We start from the raw sequence: 20,747 nt of genomic DNA, 5'->3' as shown, positions 1-20,747 counted from the left end.
GCAGGTTCTAATCTCTGTAAGAGTTATTCGTCGGCAATAACCACATCTACGCCGAGTTCAGTTAATGCCCGCCTGTAGTTATCGGGGATCCGGCTGTCAGTAATCAGCCGATGAATCTGTCCAGCCTGACGGATCATACAAAAGCTTCTGCGCCCAAATTTACTGGCATCCGCCACAGCGATAATTTCATGCGCCACCTCACACATTACGCGATTAAGGTGAGCTTCGCCGGGATGGGGCGTGGTAATCCCTGCTTCCAAATCAAACCCATCGACACCAAGAAACAGAGTATTAAAGCGATACTGACGCAATTGCTGTTCCGCCGCCGGACCATAAAGCGAGTAGGAGTTCTGACGCACACTCCCGCCAAGCACCATCACTTCCATCTGATCAAATCCCGCCAGTTCATAGGCGATATTCAACGCGTTAGTCATTACCACCAAATCACGCCGCTCCTTAAGATATGGCACGATTTGCGTAGTCGTGGAGCCGGAATCAAGGATCAGGGCATCACCATCCTTAACAAACTGTGCCGCCCTGGCCGCAATACGTGATTTCACATCACGATTCAGCCGGCCTTTATCTTGCAGGGGGCGATCAAAGGCGAATTGTTGATTCAACATGGCGCCGCCATAAGAACGCAGCGCACAACCTTTTTGCTCCAGATAACGCAGGTCATTACGGATAGTGACGCTGGAAACCCCAAAACGGGAACTCAAATGCTCAACACGTACACTGCCCTCATGGCACAGCAGGTCAATAATCTGTTCACGTCTTTTCACAGTGTCCATTGCCATTCCGTTATGCTCCTCAGATTTCAGCAACAAGTTCACGTCGCCTGTGATGAATTGCTTTCCCTCTCTTTCGGTTAAATTACAACAAAAGCAATGAAATGAAATTGTGATCGGTGTTGCAGTCTATTATATAGGCAAAATTAGGTTAAAAAGGTTTCGATTGAAAACGAAACGAAAGAGAATACTAAGTTCTATCGTTACTTATGCTTACCCCAAAATAAGCTTTCATCCGCTTTTTTAGTAGAAATTGATATAAAGAAACGAAAGCTCTTGGTTTTCAATCAACAACCGCAAAGTTTTATTTTGTTAGGTGATAGAGATCACAAATTTTGTGATTGGGTGTGAAAAGACTGATAAAATCCAGAATTGAACGCTCTTACTGTAATAAAAGGACACCCCACATGACAAAACGATTTTCGGTGCTGACTGGCGGGCTGCTGCTCGCCGCTTCTCTCGGCGCTCAGGCTTCGAATACACCCGATCAGTCCCATCTGACAAATACTGTTGATAAGACCATACACTCCCTGATGCAGGAATATGACATTCCAGGAATGGCGATTGCGGTAACTTTCCGCGGTCAGCATTTCTTCTATCAATACGGTGACGCGTCAAAAGAGAACAACACGCCGGTCACCAAAGAGACGATCTTTGAATTAGGCTCAGTCAGCAAAACCTTTACCGCCAGCCTGATTTCTTGGGCGCAAGTGACGGGAGCCATTTCCCTCTCCGATAAGGCCAGCCAGCATTTTCAACCACTTGCAGGCAGCGCTTTTGACAACATAAGCCTGCTGAATATTGCCACCTACACCGCGGGCGGCCTGCCGTTACAGTTCCCTGACGAGATCGACAGCAATAGCAAAATGGTGAACTGGTATCAGCACTGGCAGCCGAAGTATGCGCCCGGAACCTACCGCCAATACTCCAATCCCAGCATTGGCCTGGCGGGCTATATCGCTGCCCAACGTATTGGAAAACCTTACTCAATACTGGTGGCAAACCAGATTCTTTCACCGCTTGGTCTGCATCATGCCCGGTTTAACGTGCCCGCGCAGGATATGAAAAATTATGCCTGGGGTTATTCAAAAGAAAATAAACCGATTCGCGTAAACCCCGGCGTACTGGATGAGGAAGCCTACGGCCTGAAAGCCAGTGCGCAGGATATGATCAGCTTCGTTGATGCGAATATCGATCCTTCCCGCATAGGTGATAGCAAGCTGGCACAGGCCATTCGGGCAACCCATACCGGCTATTACCGGGTGGGGGAAATGACGCAAGGACTGGGCTGGGAGCTTTATCACTGGCCCGTTACCCTTGAGCAGGTACTGAGCGGCAACTCGGCGCAGATCGCTTATCAAGCCAACAAAACCACGGAACTATCGCCGCCGGAGCCGCCAACAGAGGCGCTTTTTATCAATAAAACCGGCGCAACCAATGGCTTCGGCGCGTATGTCGCGTTTGTGCCGCAAGAGCAAATGGGCATTGTGCTGCTAGCCAACAAAAACTACCCCAACGAGGCGCGCATCAAAGCAGCCTGGCAAATCCTCAATGCGCTGAAATAACGCGCAGTTGCGTTAGATACAGTATCTATTCGCAGCAACAACGCCTCCCACAGGAGGCGTTGTCCATGACATATCCAGTCATTAAGCAAGACCAGCGGTCACTGCCTCCATACGGTGACCTTAATCCCATGACCAAGAAAAGCTATATTCCATTACAGAACAATAAATTCCTTTTTGTCATTTCATAACCTTACCACCGACTCATATATTCATTCGAAACAGTTTCATTACTTATAAATATTTCACTGGATACAAAGGGCAATTGTGGATTACTTACCGATATTTGTTGAGTTAAAAGGGCGGCTTGTATTACTTGTCGGTGGTGGAGATGTGGCCGCACGTAAGGCGACTCTACTACTACGGGCAGGTGCATTATTACAGGTTGTAACGCCTGAATTATGTTCTGAATTACAACAGCGTTATCAAGCCGGTGAACTGGAATGGTATAAGAGAGAATTCCAGCCTGAATATCTTGATGGCATTTTTCTGGTGATTGCGGCGACTGATGATCACATTCTAAATCATCGGGTTTTTACCGAGGCGGATAAGCGCGGTATTTTGGTCAATGTCGTTGATGATCAATCCCATTGCTCATTTATTTTTCCATCAATTATTGATCGTTCTCCTGTTTTAGTGGCGATTTCATCGGCAGGAAAAGCGCCGGTATTGGCGCGTTTAATACGGGAAAAACTGGAAGCGTTATTGCCTTCCAGTCTTGGCGCAATGGCGAAAATTGCCGGGAATTGGCGTGAGCGGGTGAAACAGCGATTAACTTCCATGCGCCAGCGTCGTTCTTTTTGGGAACAGGCTTTTAATGGCTGTTTCGCTATGTTGGTTGCAAATGGTCAGATCCAACAGGCGGAAGAGCAGCTTGAGCAACAACTGGAACAGCCTGATTCACCGGGAGAATTGGCTCTGGTCGGTGCAGGTCCAGGCGATCCGGGATTACTGACATTGCGAGGATTACAGGTTATTCAGCAGGCTGATGTGGTGCTTTATGATCATCTGGTCAGCAGTGAAGTGCTGGATCTGGTTCGCCGGGATGCAGATAAAATTTGCGTTGGCAAAAGAGCCGGTAATCACTCTGTTTCTCAGGAAGAAACTAACCAATTGATAGTGAAATTTGCCAGACAAGGGAAAAAAGTGGTTCGCCTTAAAGGCGGTGATCCCTTTATTTTTGGCCGTGGTGGTGAGGAGTTACAGGTTGCGGCATCAGCAGGTATTCCTTTTCAAGTCGTACCGGGAATTACCGCCGCTATTGGAGCGACTGCTTACGCGGGAATTCCGCTGACTCACCGGGAACACTCGCAGAGTATCACTTTTATTACAGGCCATTGCCGGGAAAATGGTAATGACCTGGATTGGCAGGCTTTGGCCAAAGGCAATCAGACTTTGGCGATTTATATGGGGACGGTGAAATCTGCCTTGATAAGTCATCAATTAATTTTACATGGGCGGGCAAAAGATACACCCGTAGCTGTTATCGGTTGTGGTACTCGTCCAGAGCAGCAAGTGTTGACTGGAACTTTGCTGGAACTGGAACAGTTGGCACAGCAGGCACCGTCACCGGCGTTACTGGTAGTGGGGGAGGTAGCCCAACTCCACCATCAGATAGCCTGGTTTGGGCAACAACCTATTGCCAGGATAAGCCGTCCGGCAGTAGTCGATTTTGCATAAGGAGTGGTAATGGACGAGAAAAGATTGACCCACTTGCAGCAACTTGAAGCTGAAAGTATCCATATTATACGGGAAGTGGCCGCAGAGTTTGAAAACCCAGTGATGCTTTACTCTATTGGTAAAGATTCTTCGGTCATGCTTCATCTTGCGCGCAAGGCGTTCTATCCGGGAACCTTACCATTTCCTTTGCTGCACGTGGATACGGGCTGGAAATTCCGCGAAATGTACGAGTTTCGTGATCGTACCGCCAAGCATTACGGTTTTGAACTTCTGGTATATCGCAACCCGCAAGGGGAAGCGATAGGAATAAACCCATTTGTGCATGGTAGCGCCAAACATACCGATATCATGAAAACGGAAGGGTTAAAACAGGCACTGGATAAATATGGTTTTGATGCGGCTTTCGGTGGTGCCCGGCGTGATGAAGAAAAATCACGAGCTAAAGAGCGTATTTATTCATTCCGCGATCGCTCACATCGTTGGGATCCTAAAAACCAGCGTCCTGAATTGTGGTGTAATTACAACGGTCAGATTAACAAAGGTGAAAGCATTCGCGTATTCCCGCTTTCCAACTGGACTGAACTGGATGTTTGGCAATACATCTACCTGGAACAAATTGATATCGTTCCTCTCTATTTTGCTAAACCACGTCCGATAATAGAGCGTGATGGCACGTTGATTATGGTTGATGACGATCGGATCGATTTGAAACCTGGCGAAGTTATCAGTCAACGCAAAGTTCGTTTCCGTACTCTTGGTTGCTGGCCGCTGACGGGGGCCGTGAGATCTGATGCTGAAACATTGCCGGAAATTATTGAAGAGATGCTGATATCCACGACAAGTGAGCGGCAAGGGCGGCTGATTGACAGTGATCAATCTGCTTCTATGGAACTGAAAAAACGTCAGGGTTATTTCTAAGGAGAACAACCATGTCCGCACTTGCACAAAATGAAGCTATTGCTGATCAAATTAAACAACAGGGAGGTGTAGAAGCCTATCTGCATGCTCAACAGGATAAGGGACTACTGCGTTTCTTAACCTGTGGCAGCGTGGATGATGGCAAAAGTACCCTGATTGGCCGTCTGTTACATGATACCCGTCAGATCTACGAAGATCAGCTTTCAACATTGCAGAATGACAGTAAACGAATCGGTACTCAGGGTGAAAAATTGGATTTGGCTTTGCTGGTGGATGGTCTCGCCGCAGAGCGCGAACAAGGCATCACCATTGATGTCGCTTACCGCTATTTTTCCACCGAAAAACGCAAATTTATTATTGCCGACACGCCGGGACATGAACAGTACACGCGTAATATGGCGACAGGTGCATCGACCTGTGATCTTTCGATTCTGCTGATTGATGCCCGTAAAGGTGTTCAGGAGCAGACCCGTCGTCACAGTTTTATCAGTACCTTGCTGGGGATCCGCCACTTGGTGGTTGCTGTAAATAAAATGGATCTGATGGGATACAGGCAGCAGGTTTTTGACCTGATCAAACAAGATTATTTGAACTTTGCCGCTCAGTTGCCGACAGATTTGAAAATTTATTTTGTTCCGATCTCTGCACTTGATGGCGATAACATTGTCACCAGAAGTACCAATATGGTCTGGTATGAAGGACCTGCGTTGTTAGATATTCTTGAAACCGCAGATGTAAAGAAAGAAGCTTCGAAGCAGTTACTGCGCTTCCCGGTACAGTATGTCAGCCGGCCTGATCTCGATTTTCGTGGTTACAGCGGCACACTTTCATCTGGGATTTTACGCAAAGGGCAGAAAATTAAAGTCATGCCATCTGGTGTAACCTCGCAAGTAGAGCGGATCGTAACTTTTGATGGTGATTTGGATTTTGCTGTCCCCGGTGAAGCAATTACCGTGGTGCTGAAAGATGAAATTGATATCAGCCGGGGAGATCTCCTGATTTCTGCTGATGATGAGATGACGGTTACCCGGCATGCTTTGGTGGATGTTGTGTGGATGTCTGAACAGCCTTTGGTGCAGGGACAAAATCTTGATATCAAAGTGGCAGGTAAAAAGAGCCGTGGGAAAGTTGAGAATATCCAGTATCAGGTGGATATTACGAATCTGACACAACGGGTGGCTGTTGATTTACCATTGAATGCCATCGGATCAGTGGAGTTTTCTTTTGAAGAACCATTAATGCTCGATAGTTATCAGCAAAATAGTGACACTGGCGGCATTATCTTTATTGATCGGCTGACTAATGTCACGGTTGGTGCTGGTTTGGTACGTGAAATTCAGACAGGTGTTTATGAAGGGCCAAAAGAATTCAGCGAATTTGAACTGGAGTTGAACCGGTTGATTCGCCGCCATTTCCCCCATTGGGGGGCCAGAGATTTACTGGGAGGTAAATAAATTGGCAGAAGGAATTGAAAATTTGGCGTCAGAAAATGTTGTCTGGCATAGATATCAACTGACCAGAGAGCGACGGGAAGCTGAAAATGGGCATCCCGCATTGGTTATTTGGTTCACTGGCTTATCTAGTTCAGGTAAATCCACGGTGGCTGGGGCTTTAGAACAGGCCCTGTTTCAACGGGGAATAAAAACGTATCTGCTTGATGGTGATAACTTGCGTCATGGCCTTTGCAGCGATTTGGGTTTCTCAGAACAGGACAGACAGGAGAATATCCGCCGTGTGGGTGAAGTTGCTAATCTGATGGTAGATGCGGGTTTAGTTGTACTGACCGCTTTTATTTCTCCTCATAAAGCAGAGAGGCAAAAAGTTCGTGAATTGCTGGAACCAGGGCAATTTATTGAAGTTTTTGTCGATACACCATTGGAAATTTGCGAATCCCGTGATCCTAAAGGATTGTACAAAAAAGCCCGTGCGGGTGAAATCCGTCATTTCACGGGGATTGATTCAGCCTATGAGATTCCCGATAACCCAGAAATTTATCTTTCAGGTCAACAACCTATTGAAGCATTAGTGGGAAAGTTGCTGGCGGAATTGAAAAAGAACGGCATGATACGTTCAGGGATTAATGACCTATAACATCAATATAAGCACCTTATTGAATCTTCAGTGATGTGCTTATGTCATGACTTTATCCTCAACTATTTTTCCCCCATCCTGTTTTGTGATAGTAGCGTCACTCTTTGAGTTATGGGATGATTGACAGATATTTCAGGGGGCGGAAATGGGTAAGCTGACGCTACTATTAGTGGTTTTACTCGGATGGTTACAGTATTCACTGTGGCTTGGTAAAAACGGTATTCATGATTATGTACGGGTTAAGAATGATGTTGTTATGGAAGAGAGCAAAAACAGCAAACTTAAAGTGCGTAACGATCAGTTATCGGCGGAAATTGACGATCTTACCGGCGGGCAGGAAGCCATTGAAGAGCGCTCCCGTAATGAATTGGGTATGATCAAACCAGGTGAAACTTTCTATCGTTTAGTCACTGATAAATCTAAAGAAAATACTTCACGTCCCTCGACTCCAAATAATACTCAATAATTAAAATGAACGATCTATTATTGCATTCCTGTGCTGATATTATTGCTTTGGTACCCGCAGCGGGCATTGGTAGCCGAATGAATTCGGATTGCCCAAAGCAATATCTGTCTATTGCCGGAAAAACTGTTATTGAACACACTCTGGCTGCACTACTTGGTGATCCCCGTATTCAACGCGTTGTGGTTGTTTTAAATCCGGCTGATACACAGTTTCAATCTCTTGAGGTTGCATCAGATCCACGTATTACGACGGTAATCGGTGGGAAGCAGCGAGCAGATTCTGTATTGGCTGGTTTAAATTATCTGGCTAATTTGTCCGGGAATGATAATCGCTGGGTTTTAGTACATGATGCGGCCCGCCCTTGTTTACACCGTGACGATCTTGAACGTTTGCTACAATTAGCAGAAGTGGATGAACAGGGAAATATGGCATGTGGTGGTATTCTGGCATCTCCGGTCAGCGATACGATGAAACGTGGACGTGTTGGTCAGGTTATTGACCATACAGTAGAGCGCCAAGATCTCTGGCATGCGCTAACACCGCAGTTTTTTCCACTGATGTTACTGAGGGATAGCTTATCAAAAGCACTGTCACAACACGCTAATATCACTGACGAAGCTTCTGCACTGGAATATTGTGGCTATCAACCGGTATTGGTTAACGGGCGTTCGGACAATATAAAAATCACGTGCCCCGAGGATTTGGCATTGGCAGAATTTTATCTGTCCAGAAAATAAAGGAACAGACATCATGAGAATCGGACACGGTTTCGATGTGCATAAATTTGGTGGTGAAGGGCCGATTATTATCGGTGGTGTCCGTATCCCTTATGAACAAGGGCTATTGGCGCACTCTGATGGTGATGTTGCTCTCCATGCAGCGACTGACGCCTTGTTAGGGGCGGCGGCATTGGGTGATATTGGGAAATTGTTCCCGGATACTGATCCGGCATTTAAAGGTGTGGATAGCCGTAAGTTATTGCGTGAAGCTTATCGTCGTATCAGAGAAAAGGGTTATCGGATCGGTAATTTGGATATTACGATTATTGCTCAGGCACCAAAAATGCTGCCGCATGTCCCGCAAATGAGAGTCAATCTGGCGGAAGATCTGCAATGCCACATTGATGATATCAATGTTAAAGCCACAACGACCGAAAAATTGGGATTTGTTGGACGTAAAGAAGGTATTGCTTGCGAAGCGGTGTCTTTGCTAGTTAAGGAATAATTGATGGTATTAGCTGAATTAAATTGGCTGTATGGGCAACCGGAAGCGACGGGGATATTAAAAGCTTCACCGGATGATTTTATTGTCCGTGAAGATTTAGGTTTTTCTCCTGACGGGGAAGGTGAGCATTTGATGGTGCATATCCGTAAAACGGGTTGTAATACTCAATTTATTGCAGAGAACCTCGCCCGTTTCGCTGGTATACCGCCTAGATCGGTCAGTTATGCAGGTTTAAAAGACCGCAACGCAGTGACAGAACAATGGTTTTGCTTACACTTACCCGGTAAACAGGATCCTGATTTTGCATCGTTTCAGCTTGAAGGATGTGAGGTTCTGGCGACAGATCGTCAGAAACGTAAACTGCGCATTGGAGCACTGAAAGGAAATTCATTTACTCTGATCTTGCGGGAGATCAGTCATCATCAATTTGTTGAAAACCGATTACAACTGATTCAACAAGGTGGGGTTGCTAACTATTTTGGTGAACAGCGTTTTGGGCGGGATGGACAGAATTTGGTTCAGGCGCAACGCTGGGCGAATAATGAAATCCGGGTAAAAGAGAGAAATAAACGCAGCTTTTATCTTTCAGCCAGTCGCAGCGCTATGTTTAATGCGGTGGCGAGTGCGCGGATTGCTCTTGAACAACAGCGGCAGGTCATTAATGGTGACGCCTTACAATTAACGGGGCGTGGTAGTTGGTTTGTTGCTGACGAAGCAGAGTTGCCTTTATTGCAGCAACGGGTCATTGATGGAGAGCTACAGATAACCGCGCCACTGCCTGGCAGTGGTGAATTGGGAACACTGCATCAATCTGCGGATTTTGAACGGCAATATTTGCAGCCTTATGAATCATTGTGGGAGCTTATCAAACGGGAAAGAGTGGATTGTGTCCGTAGGGCTATTCTGGTTCGGCCTCAGGATCTGTGTTGGGAATGGCCGGATAATAGCACGGTAAAGATCAGTTTCTGGTTGCCTGCCGGCAGTTTTGCTACCAGTGTGGTCAGGGAAATCATCAATCAGGATCAAAATAATGTTACGAATATTGCTGAGTAATGATGACGGTGTCACTGCACCAGGTATTCAGGTTTTAGCGACAGCATTGCGGGAAAGCTATCATGTACAGATTGTTGCGCCTGATCGTAACCGGAGTGGCGCATCTAATGCACTGACACTTGATCGTTCATTAAGAATTCATACGCTGGAGAATGGGGATATCTCGGTGCTGGATGGCACACCAACAGATTGTGTTTATCTCGGTGTTAATCGTTTAGTCCTTCCGCGCCCGGAAATTGTTGTTTCTGGTATTAACTGTGGCCCCAACCTTGGGGATGATGTGATTTACTCAGGTACTGTTGCTGCCGCGATGGAAGGCCGCCACTTGGGTTTGCCGGCATTGGCCATTTCACTTGATGGCCAATCGCATTACGAAACGGCGGCAGAAATCACACGTCGTTTGCTACAAATGTTACAAACAACACCTTTGAGAGCGGGTAATATTCTGAATGTGAATGTGCCTGATCTGCCACTTGATCAAATTAAAGGTTTTCGGGTGACGCGTTGTGGTAGTCGTCATGCCGCGGAGGAGGTTTACTCCATGCAAGATCCGAAAGGAAACATGCTTTACTGGTTGGGTCCACCGGGAGATAAACATGATGCGGGGCCTGAAACAGATTTTGCAGCTGTAGAACAGGGATATGTCTCTATTACGCCATTGCAGGTCGATCTGACTGCGTATAAAGCGCAGGAGTTAGTCAAAGACTGGTTAGCTAAAGCTGAGGTTGATGGAGAATGCTAAGTCGGGCAATGAAAAATTTGCTGACACAATTACGCCAGCAGGGAATAGAAGATGAACGTTTACTGGCAGCCATTTCCGCTGTGCCCAGGGAGCGTTTTGTCGATGAAGCATTGGCACATAAAGCGTATGAAAATACGGCTTTGCCTATTGGTTATGGACAAACAATTTCTCAGCCTTACATTGTCGCCCGTATGACTGAACTGCTTCAGTTAACACCTAATGCTAAAGTACTGGAAATTGGTACAGGCTCTGGTTATCAGACGGCGATATTAGCTCATTTGGTCAAACATGTTTTTTCGGTAGAACGGATAAAAGGTTTGCAGTGGCAGGCTAAACGCAGATTGAAACAGCTTGATTTACATAATGTCTCAACCCGTCATGGGGATGGTTGGCAAGGATGGCCATCGCGTGGGTTATTTGATGCTATTATCGTGACCGCGGCTCCTCCATATATTCCACAAGAACTGATGCTCCAGCTTGCTGATGGTGGTGTTATGGTTTTGCCCGTTGGTGAACACACACAAATTCTTAAATCTGTGAAACGTCATGGCAATGGTTTTCATAGTGAAGTGATCGAAGCTGTACGTTTTGTGCCTCTTGTGCAAGGGGAACTGGCTTAAATTCGTAGTCTATTGTAACTATTTTTCAATTAATGGTTATATTCGCTTTAATAAGCAAAATTATTTTCGTTTTGAAATTTTTGTGGTTATGTATAACCTTTAAGAGTTATTGATTTTTACGCTTATTATTTGCCGTTATGGGGGAAGAAAGTATGAATTCGGGAAGCCCAATGAAAAAAATACAGCGGATTGTAATTTGTTCATTAATGGGAGTCTGGTTAGTCGGTTGTACAAATCCACCAACTCGCCCAGCGCCTATCACCAGTATTAATCAGGAGCAAAGCAGGGGTATCAGTCGTCCAGTAATCTCTTCAGACAGCTCTGCTATATCTACACCAATATCTACACCAATGCCATCTTCACCTTCATCAATTAGTGCTAGCGGCAGCAATTCACAAGGGAGAATTATTTATAACCGTGATTATGAAAGTATTCCTAAAGGTAGCTATAACGGCAACACTTATACCGTAAGGCACGGTGATACTCTGTTTTATATTGCGTGGATCACGGGGAGTGATTTTCGTGATCTTGCGAGCAAAAATAATATTTCAGAACCTTATAGCCTGACGGTGGGACAGACTTTGAGGACCGGCAGCGGCGGGATGTTAACCACTTATAGCCATAATCAAATTCAAACAACGCTGGTTGATTCTCAATCAACTAATGCGTATCCTGCAAATTCCGGAAAACAGAAGAGTGTAAAAATGTTGCCACAGGCAACTACGTCAACCGTAAACAATACGTATGTAAAATCACCGACGACAACCGCAAGCAGTGGAAACAGTGCTGTCAGCAGTTGGATGTGGCCAGCTGAAGGCAAAGTGATTGAAAATTTCTCTGATACCCAAGGGGGTAACAAAGGGATTGATATTGCCGGCAGCAGTGGTCAGTCAGTATTCGCAACAGCAGGTGGTCGAGTTGTCTACGCCGGAAGCGCCTTACGTGGATATGGAAATCTGATAATTATAAAACATAACGATGACTACCTGAGTGCCTATGCTCATAACGATACAATGTTGGTTCGTGAGCAACAGGACATCAAGGCGGGGCAAAAAATTGCCACTATGGGTAGCACGGGTACCAGCTCTGTAAGATTACACTTTGAAATTCGTTACAAGGGAAAATCCGTAAACCCGCTGCGTTATCTTCCGCAGCGATAAACTGGGCAGAATGCTGAATTCTGCCTGCATTATCATGGGTAGGGGCAGCTTATGAGCCAAAATACGCTGAAAGTTAACGAGTTGTATGATGATGCGGATTTAGATGAAAGTGGTATTGAAACTGACGACTTCAATGAGAAATTATTGAAGAATGGTGAGGATGACCTGACTGATCTTGAGAATGATTTAGATGTATTGCAGGGTATGAACCAGCGGGTTCTTGATGCGACACAGCTTTATCTCGGCGAGATTGGTTTTTCTCCTTTGTTAACCGCGGAAGAAGAGGTTTTTTTCGCCAGGCGGGCATTACGTGGTGATGTTCTGGCCCGCCAGAGAATGATCGAGAGTAACCTGCGGTTGGTTGTTAAAATTTCCCGTCGTTACAGCAACAGGGGGTTAGCGCTTCTTGATTTGATTGAAGAAGGCAATCTTGGTCTTATCCGTGCTGTTGAAAAATTTGACCCGGAGCGTGGGTTCAGGTTTTCTACCTATGCGACATGGTGGATTCGGCAAACTATTGAACGGGCGATTATGAATCAAACCCGTACCATTCGGTTGCCAATCCATATTGTTAAAGAACTTAATGTCTACTTGCGTACAGCAAGAGAACTTGCCCATAAATTGGATCATGAACCTAGCCCAGAAGAGATAGCAGAGCAACTGGATAAACCGGTTGATGATGTAAGCCGTATGCTGCGATTGAATGAACGTATCATTTCGGTTGATACACCCATTAGCAGCGATTCCGATAAAGCGCTATTGGATGTTTTATCGGATGAGAATGAAAGCGGACCGGAGGGAACAACACAGGAAGACGATATGAAAAAGAGTATCGTCAAATGGCTGTTTGAGTTGAATTCGAAACAACGTGAAGTATTAGCGCGTCGTTTTGGTCTTTTGGGGTATGAGGCTGAAACGCTGGAAGATGTAGGAAAAGAGATCGGCTTAACAAGGGAAAGAGTGCGTCAGATCCAAGTTGAAGGTTTGCGGCGTTTGAAAGATATTATGCAAACCCAGGGTTTGAATATTGAAGCCTTGTTCCGTACTTAGCAAAAACCGCCGTAAACCCTTGCCCAGTGCGAGGGTGTCGCAAAAGGTCATGTTATCCATTAAAATCTGCGCTCTTCCTTTAGGCGCAGCTCTTTTATGACCTTATTCATTCGAAAACGGGAACCGTCTGCTTACACCAAACGTCAGTTTGTCAAAGCTCAGCACTTACCTGTATTGGATGGCTCCCTTTCCCTTTCTGATTATCTCAGGCAAATGGGGGAGCGTTGCGCATTTATTGTTGCTGACATTCTTGATGAGCAAGATTGGGGCCCCTTTGAACGCCATTATGCTTCGACAGGGAGAGCCCCTTATTCTCCACGCTCCATGATGGGGATCCTGCTTTATGGGATCATGAAAGGACACTGCTCGCTCAGAGAACTTGAACGACTTGCGCGTTTAGATTTAGGCTGTATTTTTGTCAGCCAGGGAATTACGCCCGATCATGCCAGTCTTGGGCGTTTTATTTATCAGCACCAATCCGTCCTGACGGGACCGTTTTTTAAGGCACTGACCTTATCCATTTTGCACCGCAGTCGTTCGGACGGCTCGTGCCTGGCCGGTGACGGGACAGTGATAGAGGCGGCCTGTTCTCATTACCACCTTTTAACTCAGGAAGCGATTTCACGTGAAAAAAATACTCTCACGGCTACCCCTGCCACAGCGCAGACAGAAAAACGCATAAAGCAATTGGAACAGGGAGCCAACGTATTACGGCGCCGACAAGAAAATCGCGAAAAAAAAGGGAAGGATGCCAGCCAACTGCGTATCAATCCAACAGAACCCGAAGCCGTCGTCCAGAAACTCAAGCGGGGAAGAGGATTTTCAACTTCCTATAAACCGTCTGTTTTAGTTAACAACAGACGAATTATCGTCGCTCAAACGGTCGACCCCTCCAGTGAAACCCAAGTGATGGCCGCGTTATTGGCGCAGAATCTCACTATCTCGGGAGGTCACCCGGAAAAGCTGTTATTGGATGCCGGTTATTTCCATGACGATGTGATTGCTGAGGCGAAGAAACATCAGATCTGGCTGTTTTGTGCAGAAAATTCAGACCGACAGCGTGCCCGAAAAATCTATCCTAAATCCTTATTTACTTATGATGCTGAGCAAGATTGCTATATTTGTCCTGCTCATCACCAATTGTCCCTGCAAAGTACAGTGAAAGCCACTGAAAAAACGCGGACCTATCGGGTTTATCGCGCTGACAATTGTGCCGGATGCCCGAAGAAAGCGGGCTGCACAAAGGCTAAAGGAGGAAGAAAAATAAAACGTTATCCGGAAGATGAAGAGCGGGAGACACTTCGTTTGCATATGGCCCGACCGGAGTCAAAACAGATATTGAGTCAACGGAAGAGCCTGGTAGAACCGGTATTTTCGGCATTACGGGGAATTCAGAGACTGGAACGCTTTCGGCGTAAGGGATTGTCAGCGGTAAAGCTGGAGTTTTCCCTGCATGCAATGGCCTATAACTTATCAAGAGCGGTGGCTCTGATATTAGGGATTATTTTTAGCCTGTTATCCATACAAATAACAGGCTGCCCAAAGTCAGTGATTGAATTTAACTTGATGCTTGAAAAAGTGACCTCAACCCTTTTGCGACACCCTCAGTGCGGGCGGGGATATAAGGCGAAAAGCCCAAAGGGCTTTAAGGCGGGCTACTGCGACGTCTCCTGACTGAATTAATATCTGCCGGTAAAACAGGCTAAAATGAATGCACTTTATCAATGAGTGTTGAATATGTTAAGAGCGACCAAAGTCCGCCTCTACCCCACACCCGAACAGGCCGAGTATCTTAATGGCCAGTTCGGTGCGGTCCGTTTTGCGTACAACAAGGCGCTGTACATCAAAAAGCATACTTACAAACGTCACGGCGTAAGTTTAAATCCGCGCAAAGACCTCAAACCGTTACTGGCGGTCGCGAAGAAATCCCGCAAGTATGCCTGGCTCAAGACATATGACGCCATCGCGTTACAGCAGGCGGTGATCAATCTGCATACCGCATTTGATAATTTCTTCAATCCGAAGTTGCGCGCCCAATTTCCCACGTTCAAACGCAAACAGGGCAGGCAATCCAGCTACCATTGTGTTGGGGTGAAAGTGCTGGAGGGCGCAGTGAAGATCCCGAAATTGTCACCGATAGAAGCGTGCATACACAGAAAAATTGAAGGGGAGGTGAAGAGCATTACGCTCTCTCGCACCGCCACGGGAAAATATTTCGCCGCTATCCTGTGTGACGATGGTCGGGATGCGCCGGAAAAGCCGGGCGTTATCACCCGCGTGACCGGTTGCGATATGGGTTTGTCCCACTATCTTATCCAGTCGACCGGAGAGAAGGTCAATAACCCGCGTCACCTTATCAACGCCACCCGTAACCTGCGTCGAAAGCAGAAATCGCTGTCCCGCAAACAAAAGGGCAGCGCTAACCGTAGCAAGGCCCGATTACGTCTGGCGGCAGTCCATGAGCGGATAGCCAATGCCCGCGCCGATTTTCAACACAAACTCTCCCGAACAATGGTTGACGAAAACCAAGCGATAATTGTTGAGACGCTGAAATCGGCCAGCATGATGAAGAATCACCACCTTGCCCGCGCTATCGGGGATGCGGGCTGGAATAGTTTCCTGATGAAATTGGAATACAAAGCCGCAGCAGCGGGGGTCCACCTGGTGAAACTGGATCAGTGGTTCGCCAGTTCGAAAACCTGTCATTGTTGCGGTCACAAAGTGCCGGAAATGCCGCTGCATAAGCGGATCTGGTCATGCGCTTTCTGCCGAGTCGAACATGACCGCGATATCAATGCGGCGCTCAACATCCAGAGCAAGGGCACGAGAGAATTACAGGCGGCGGGGCTCGTCGTCTCTGCCCACGGAGGCCAGCGTAAATCCGTCATAAAGACGGTTGCGGCCTGAGAAGTGGGAAGCCTCGCCGTTTTTTACGGCGGGGAGCAGTCACCCCTATTTGATTAAATAATTTGCATTATAAACAGGGATATCAGCAGAACCACGCCATTAAAGGGGCCATATGAAACCCCAACAGTATGATTCTGCTGATGTCATATCTTTATCAAGCTGATAAGTTTGCCTTTTTAATCTTTACCTGCTCAACCATCAGCCGGAACACCACTGTGGAATTTAAAATCGTTATCTGGATTTTGAATCAACTCAGCTTCAACACGACCAAAATAGTTAACCCGCCCGGTAATTCCCTGAATTACGCAAACCCGCATGGAAAAGCGATGCGCTCTGGTCGCCATCATACTTTGCAGGTAGTGTGGACGGTGCTTCTCTTGAAGTTGTTAAGCAATATATTGAGCAGAAGAGCCGCCCTCATTGAGCGCCCTTGCAGGCGCTTCGCTCTGCCTCCCCTACCACTTTCTTACACCATATCTTTCAGCCGATAAATCCATTCCAATGCCTGACGGGGAGTCAGAGAGTCTGGATTGAGATTTTCCAATGCTTCAACCGCCGGTGAGGTTTCTTCTGTTAACAGCGCAAGTTGCGGTGTATCCACATGACTTGCAGTTGCATGGTTAGACAGAGATTCCAGCTCTTTAAGTTTCTGGCGTGCCCGTTTAATCACTTCACGTGGCACGCCTGCGAGGGAAGCAACTGCCAACCCATAACTCTTACTGGCTGCACCATCTTGTACGCTGTGCATAAATGCGATGGTATCCCCATGTTCTACCGCATCCAGATGAATATTAACTACACCTTCGAGTTTTTCCGGCAACGTGGTCAGCTCAAAATAGTGAGTGGCAAACAGAGTCATTGCTTTAATGCGGTTTGCCAGATTTTCTGCACATGCCCATGCCAGAGAAAGACCATCGTAGGTTGACGTCCCTCTGCCAATTTCATCCATCAATACCAGGCTTTGCTCGGTCGCATTGTGCAGGATATTGGCAGTTTCCGTCATTTCCACCATAAAGGTTGAACGGCCAGATGCCAGATCATCGGAAGCGCCTACACGGGTAAATATGCGATCAACCGGGCCGATTACCGCTTTTTCAGCAGGCACAAAGCTGCCGATATAAGCCAGAAGTGTAATGAGGGCTGCCTGACGCATATAGGTACTTTTACCGCCCATATTTGGACCGGTAATAATCAACAAACGTCGCTGTGAGGATAAAGAGAGCGGGTTGGAGATAAATGGCTCACGCAAAACTTGCTCAACAACCGGATGGCGTCCAGCGGTGATTTGAATACCTGGTTTATCGTTTAGTGTTGGGCAGACATAATTCAGGGTTTCAGCCCGTTCTGCCAGGTTTGCCAATACATCAAGTTCAGCCAGTGCTTCGGCGCTGGTTTGTAATTCGGCCAAGTGAGGCAGTAACAGATCGAATAATTCCTCGTACAGGGCTTTTTCTATTGACAGAGACTTCCCTTTAGAAGTCAGAACCTTATCTTCATATTCTTTTAGTTCAGGGATGATATAACGTTCAGCATTTTTCAGTGTCTGGCGGCGGACATAATGAATGGGCACCAGATGACTCTGTCCACGACTGACTTGAATATAGTAGCCATGAACACCATTAAAGCCGACTTTCAGAGTATCAATGCCCAATTTTTCACGTTCGCGGATTTCCAGTTGTTCCAGATAGTTACTGGCGCCATCAGCCAATGCACGCCACTCATCCAGCTCGCTGTTATAGCCGGGCGCGATCACGCCACCATCCCGAACCAATACCGGTGGTGTTTCTACAATCGCTTTTTCAAGCAATTCCTGTAGCTCATCAAATTGACCAATGTTTTTCTGTAATTGTTTGATATACCGGGAATCCGAAGAATCCATAATCTGATGAATATCAGGCAATTGCTGGAATGCATGGCGCATTCTTGCCAGATCCCGTGGCCGGGCAGAGCGTAGAGCCAGGCGGGCCAATACACGTTCCAGATCACCGACTTGCAGTAAAAATGGCTGCAACTCCAATCCAATTTCCTGCAAGGTAGCAATGGCCTGCTGACGGTTCTCCAATATCTGGCGATCCCTGACAGGGGCGTGCAACCAGCGCTTCAACATTCGGCTACCCATTGGGGTAATACACAGATCAAGAACGGAGGCGAGGGTATTATCTGTACCGCCAGACAGATTTTGTGTCAGCTCCAGATTACGGCGGGTTGCCGCATCCATAATAACCGTATCTTGCTGACGTTCCACTGTGATGCCACGGATGTGAGGCAAAGCTGTACGCTGAGTATCTTTGACGTATTGCAACAGACAACCCGCGGCACGCAGAGCGAGAGTTGCTTTTTCCACACCAAAACCGACCAGATCACGGGTACCAAATTGCAGATTAAGTTGCTGCTTTGCTGTATCCAGTTCAAATTCCCATAAAGGGCGGCGGCGCAGGCCATGATAATTTTCAATCAAAGCCATGTGCTCAAAACTTTCAGGATAGAGCAATTCAACAGGACGGCTACGTTGCAATTCGGCTGACATCGTTTCCTGTTCTGCCGTTTCGGATATTTGGAAGCGACCGGATGTTAAATCCAGCGTGGCATAGCCAAATCCCTGATTATCGTGCCAGATGGCTGCGAGCAGGTTATCTTGCCGTTCCTGCAATAAAGCTTCATCTGTCACGGTACCGGGGGTAACGATGCGAACGACTTTACGCTCAACCGGGCCTTTGCTGGTGGCTGGATCACCAACTTGCTCACAGATAGCGACTGACTCGCCTAATTGAACTAGTTTAGCTAAATAGTTTTCTACTGCATGATGTGGCACGCCCGCCATTGGAATAGGGTTACCAGCCGATTGACCTCGCTTGGTCAGCGAAATATCCAGTAGTTTTGCGGCTTTTTTAGCATCGTCATAAAAAAGTTCATAGAAATCCCCCATTCTATAAAACAGCAGGATATCGGGATGCTGTGCTTTAAGACGGAGATATTGCTGCATCATGGGCGTGTGGGTGTCGAAAGTTTCTGTGTTAATCATGCAGTTGTCTTACGTTAAATTTGTGAATTAATTCTTTTGTTATGGTATCGCACCAAGCTTTAAACTTACACAAGTAAAATCTGGAAGTAATTCGCAAATTGGACTGGATAAATTGTAAGGATCTGAATAGATCGGAAATTAAGGGCCGATATTTTGCGGCGGTGCTACAAAATTAAAAGCAAAATCCTCGTTACGTACCACTGGCCCGATGCAATTCAGTGGATGTTTTCCTTAAATGCATCGGGCCAGAAGATTATGCACGTCCTGTGCAAAGCTGGCTTTTTCCAGATTATTTGATCGCTGAAGCGTCGATCAAGGTAGTGCCACCGAGGAGAGCCCAGGTGGTCCACGATGATGTGGTTGATGAAGTGGTTTGCCAGAGGTGCCAGAGTGCACTGTCAAGGCCAAGTACAAAGACCTCAATCCGACCATCCGAGTTCTTTGTCACCGTTGGAGCGCTGGCAATAATGCCTGTGAATGAGGTCCAGTTAGACCACGGACCGTTGTGGGAGACCGTTTGCCAGGTGCGCCAGAGAGTGTTATCAGCGCCGCGCGCAAAGACCTCAAGCCGGCCATTAGCATTCTTCACCACCGCCGGGGCGCTGGTGATCACACCATCCATAGACTGCCAGTTAGACCACGAAACAGAGTCGGAGGCGATCTGGGAGATATGCCGGAGTGTGTTATCGGCACCACGGGCAAAGACCTCAAGCCGCCCGTCGAAAGTGTCGATTACCACGGGATCACTGGTGATTACACCTTGTAGTGACTGCCAATTTGACCATTGCCCGGTATGGGCAGCCGTTTGCCAGATGTGCCAAAGGGTATTATCAGCACCGCGCGCAAAGACCTCAAGCCGGCCATCGAAGTTAATATGTACCGCTGGGTTACTGGTTATCGTACCTCCCAAAGACTTCCAGCTCGACCATGTATTGGAGTGGGGGGCAGTCTGTGAGATGTGCCAAAGTGCGTTATCGGCACCGCGTGCGAAAACCTCAAGCCGGCCATTGGCGTTGGCATATACCGCCGGGTTGCTGGTGATTGAGCCACCTAAAGATTGCCAGCCTGACCAAGTGGCATTAGGAGCGGTCTGCCGGTTATTCCATAGCGCATTATCCATGCCACGTGCGAATACTTGCAATCGACAGTCTGAATTGATGAAAACGGCGGGTTTGCTGGTTACCTGTCCGCTAAATGAGCTCCAGCCGGACCAGGGAGAGTTTATCTGTGGCGTCGTTTGCCCATTGTGACACACTGCCTTGTCAGGACCTACACCGAAAACCTCAAGCCGACCATCGGAGGTGTTTGCCACTGAGACAATTCCAGACAACGCGATTGCAGAATTCTGGTTGGATATTTCTACTTCATCTGCAACATGTGACTTGATATTATCTAGACCCGATGTTTTAATAGGTTCTTGTTTCATATACATATCCTCTTTAAAAATAACTTTTCAGATTCACC

At 47.0% G+C, this 20,747-nt stretch carries 18 protein-coding genes and 2 pseudogenes; 16 read left to right on the top strand and 4 right to left on the bottom strand.

Translation table 11 applies throughout. The features are described from left to right. Positions 1 to 23: 23 nt before the first annotated feature. The gene (gene agaR / locus VY86_RS03600) at positions 24 to 797 is read right to left on the bottom strand and encodes a transcriptional repressor AgaR (RefSeq protein ID WP_021323157.1); all 774 of its coding nucleotides are present in this window, start codon (positions 795 to 797) and stop codon (positions 24 to 26) included. A 398-nt stretch (positions 798 to 1,195) separates the two neighbouring features. Here agaR and ampC point away from each other — a divergent pair, with 398 nt between their 5' ends. The 15 genes from ampC to VY86_RS03525 all read left to right on the top strand — a co-directional run bounded on the left by ampC (position 1,196) and on the right by VY86_RS03525 (position 16,261). Further along, positions 1,196 to 2,353 (top strand): class C beta-lactamase, encoded by a 1,158-nt coding sequence (gene ampC, locus VY86_RS03595; RefSeq protein ID WP_046973955.1) that lies wholly within the window; start codon positions 1,196 to 1,198, stop codon positions 2,351 to 2,353. A 264-nt stretch (positions 2,354 to 2,617) separates the two neighbouring features. After that, entirely contained in the window at positions 2,618 to 4,030 is a 1,413-nt protein-coding gene (gene cysG, locus VY86_RS03590) for a siroheme synthase CysG (RefSeq protein ID WP_046973954.1), read from the top strand. Positions 4,031 to 4,039: 9 nt separating this feature from the next. Continuing rightward, entirely contained in the window at positions 4,040 to 4,948 is a 909-nt protein-coding gene (gene cysD, locus VY86_RS03585) for a sulfate adenylyltransferase subunit CysD (RefSeq protein ID WP_046973953.1), read from the top strand. 11 nt (positions 4,949 to 4,959) lie between these two features. Next, a complete protein-coding gene (gene cysN, locus VY86_RS03580) occupies positions 4,960 to 6,402 on the top strand; it encodes a sulfate adenylyltransferase subunit CysN (RefSeq protein WP_046973952.1) in 1,443 nt (480 codons plus the stop codon). A 1-nt stretch (position 6,403) separates the two neighbouring features. Beyond that, positions 6,404 to 7,039, top strand: coding sequence for an adenylyl-sulfate kinase (gene cysC, locus VY86_RS03575; protein WP_158019900.1), 636 nt, complete (start codon positions 6,404 to 6,406; stop codon positions 7,037 to 7,039). A gap of 145 nt (positions 7,040 to 7,184) precedes the next feature. Beyond that, positions 7,185 to 7,505, top strand: a complete 321-nt coding sequence (ftsB, locus tag VY86_RS03570; protein ID WP_046973951.1) for a cell division protein FtsB — start codon at positions 7,185 to 7,187, stop codon at positions 7,503 to 7,505. Between the two features lie 5 nt (positions 7,506 to 7,510). Then, entirely contained in the window at positions 7,511 to 8,242 is a 732-nt protein-coding gene (gene ispD / locus VY86_RS03565) for a 2-C-methyl-D-erythritol 4-phosphate cytidylyltransferase (RefSeq protein ID WP_046973950.1), read from the top strand. A 13-nt stretch (positions 8,243 to 8,255) separates the two neighbouring features. Beyond that, positions 8,256 to 8,729, top strand: coding sequence for a 2-C-methyl-D-erythritol 2,4-cyclodiphosphate synthase (ispF, locus tag VY86_RS03560; protein WP_046973949.1), 474 nt, complete (start codon positions 8,256 to 8,258; stop codon positions 8,727 to 8,729). Positions 8,730 to 8,732: 3 nt separating this feature from the next. Beyond that, positions 8,733 to 9,782, top strand: a complete 1,050-nt coding sequence (gene truD, locus VY86_RS03555) for a tRNA pseudouridine(13) synthase TruD (RefSeq protein ID WP_046973948.1) — start codon at positions 8,733 to 8,735, stop codon at positions 9,780 to 9,782. After that, positions 9,760 to 10,524: a 5'/3'-nucleotidase SurE gene (gene surE / locus VY86_RS03550; protein WP_046973947.1), complete on the top strand. Its 765-nt coding sequence runs from the start codon at positions 9,760 to 9,762 to the stop codon at positions 10,522 to 10,524. The genes truD and surE overlap by 23 nt, the downstream gene beginning before the upstream one ends. Next, positions 10,518 to 11,144, top strand: coding sequence for a protein-L-isoaspartate(D-aspartate) O-methyltransferase (locus VY86_RS03545; protein ID WP_046973946.1), 627 nt, complete (start codon positions 10,518 to 10,520; stop codon positions 11,142 to 11,144). Before surE ends, VY86_RS03545 begins: the two co-directional genes overlap by 7 nt. 170 nt (positions 11,145 to 11,314) lie before the next feature. Beyond that, the gene (gene nlpD, locus VY86_RS03540; RefSeq protein ID WP_193386965.1) at positions 11,315 to 12,304 is read left to right on the top strand and encodes a murein hydrolase activator NlpD; all 990 of its coding nucleotides are present in this window, start codon (positions 11,315 to 11,317) and stop codon (positions 12,302 to 12,304) included. A gap of 51 nt (positions 12,305 to 12,355) precedes the next feature. After that, positions 12,356 to 13,354 (top strand): RNA polymerase sigma factor RpoS, encoded by a 999-nt coding sequence (gene rpoS, locus VY86_RS03535; protein WP_046973944.1) that lies wholly within the window; start codon positions 12,356 to 12,358, stop codon positions 13,352 to 13,354. A gap of 96 nt (positions 13,355 to 13,450) precedes the next feature. Next, positions 13,451 to 15,028 carry a transposase gene (locus VY86_RS23945; RefSeq protein WP_082111168.1) on the top strand — a complete coding sequence of 526 codons (1,578 nt, stop codon included), beginning with the start codon at positions 13,451 to 13,453 and terminating at the stop codon, positions 15,026 to 15,028. 63 nt (positions 15,029 to 15,091) lie between these two features. Beyond that, a complete protein-coding gene (locus VY86_RS03525) occupies positions 15,092 to 16,261 on the top strand; it encodes an RNA-guided endonuclease InsQ/TnpB family protein (RefSeq protein WP_046973943.1) in 1,170 nt (389 codons plus the stop codon). 191 nt (positions 16,262 to 16,452) lie between these two features. Here VY86_RS03525 and miaE read toward each other — a convergent pair. After that, positions 16,453 to 16,554: pseudogene (gene miaE, locus VY86_RS24460) on the bottom strand (tRNA isopentenyl-2-thiomethyl-A-37 hydroxylase MiaE); the annotation flags it as partial. Between the two features lie 38 nt (positions 16,555 to 16,592). Here miaE and VY86_RS22945 point away from each other — a divergent pair. Further along, a pseudogene (locus tag VY86_RS22945) lies at positions 16,593 to 16,685 on the top strand (transposase); the annotation flags it as partial. Between the two features lie 42 nt (positions 16,686 to 16,727). Here VY86_RS22945 and mutS read toward each other — a convergent pair. Both mutS and VY86_RS03515 read right to left on the bottom strand, forming a co-directional pair. After that, positions 16,728 to 19,283 carry a DNA mismatch repair protein MutS gene (gene mutS / locus VY86_RS03520; RefSeq protein ID WP_046973942.1) on the bottom strand — a complete coding sequence of 852 codons (2,556 nt, stop codon included), beginning with the start codon at positions 19,281 to 19,283 and terminating at the stop codon, positions 16,728 to 16,730. 289 nt (positions 19,284 to 19,572) lie between these two features. Continuing rightward, positions 19,573 to 20,709: a PLL family lectin gene (locus VY86_RS03515; protein ID WP_046973941.1), complete on the bottom strand. Its 1,137-nt coding sequence runs from the start codon at positions 20,707 to 20,709 to the stop codon at positions 19,573 to 19,575. Positions 20,710 to 20,747 lie beyond the last annotated feature (38 nt).

The sequence above is a fragment of the Photorhabdus thracensis genome, assembly GCF_001010285.1.
Lineage (GTDB): Bacteria > Pseudomonadota > Gammaproteobacteria > Enterobacterales > Enterobacteriaceae > Photorhabdus > Photorhabdus temperata.
This window is presented reverse-complemented; position numbering and strand designations above follow the sequence as displayed.

Excerpts from the sequence above, each read along its gene's own strand:
- agaR (WP_021323157.1), bottom strand. The coding sequence starts at position 797 with ATGGCAATGGACACTGTGAAAAGACGTGAACAGATTATTGACCTGCTG.
- ampC (WP_046973955.1), top strand. The coding sequence starts at position 1,196 with ATGACAAAACGATTTTCGGTGCTGACTGGCGGGCTGCTGCTCGCCGCT.
- cysD (WP_046973953.1), top strand. The coding sequence starts at position 4,040 with ATGGACGAGAAAAGATTGACCCACTTGCAGCAACTTGAAGCTGAAAGT.
- cysN (WP_046973952.1), top strand. The coding sequence starts at position 4,960 with ATGTCCGCACTTGCACAAAATGAAGCTATTGCTGATCAAATTAAACAA.
- ftsB (WP_046973951.1), top strand. The coding sequence starts at position 7,185 with ATGGGTAAGCTGACGCTACTATTAGTGGTTTTACTCGGATGGTTACAG.
- ispD (WP_046973950.1), top strand. The coding sequence starts at position 7,511 with ATGAACGATCTATTATTGCATTCCTGTGCTGATATTATTGCTTTGGTA.
- ispF (WP_046973949.1), top strand. The coding sequence starts at position 8,256 with ATGAGAATCGGACACGGTTTCGATGTGCATAAATTTGGTGGTGAAGGG.
- truD (WP_046973948.1), top strand. The coding sequence starts at position 8,733 with ATGGTATTAGCTGAATTAAATTGGCTGTATGGGCAACCGGAAGCGACG.
- surE (WP_046973947.1), top strand. The coding sequence starts at position 9,760 with ATGTTACGAATATTGCTGAGTAATGATGACGGTGTCACTGCACCAGGT.
- VY86_RS03545 (WP_046973946.1), top strand. The coding sequence starts at position 10,518 with ATGCTAAGTCGGGCAATGAAAAATTTGCTGACACAATTACGCCAGCAG.
- nlpD (WP_193386965.1), top strand. The coding sequence starts at position 11,315 with ATGAAAAAAATACAGCGGATTGTAATTTGTTCATTAATGGGAGTCTGG.
- rpoS (WP_046973944.1), top strand. The coding sequence starts at position 12,356 with ATGAGCCAAAATACGCTGAAAGTTAACGAGTTGTATGATGATGCGGAT.
- VY86_RS23945 (WP_082111168.1), top strand. The coding sequence starts at position 13,451 with ATGACCTTATTCATTCGAAAACGGGAACCGTCTGCTTACACCAAACGT.
- VY86_RS03525 (WP_046973943.1), top strand. The coding sequence starts at position 15,092 with ATGTTAAGAGCGACCAAAGTCCGCCTCTACCCCACACCCGAACAGGCC.
- mutS (WP_046973942.1), bottom strand. The coding sequence starts at position 19,283 with ATGATTAACACAGAAACTTTCGACACCCACACGCCCATGATGCAGCAA.
- VY86_RS03515 (WP_046973941.1), bottom strand. The coding sequence starts at position 20,709 with ATGAAACAAGAACCTATTAAAACATCGGGTCTAGATAATATCAAGTCA.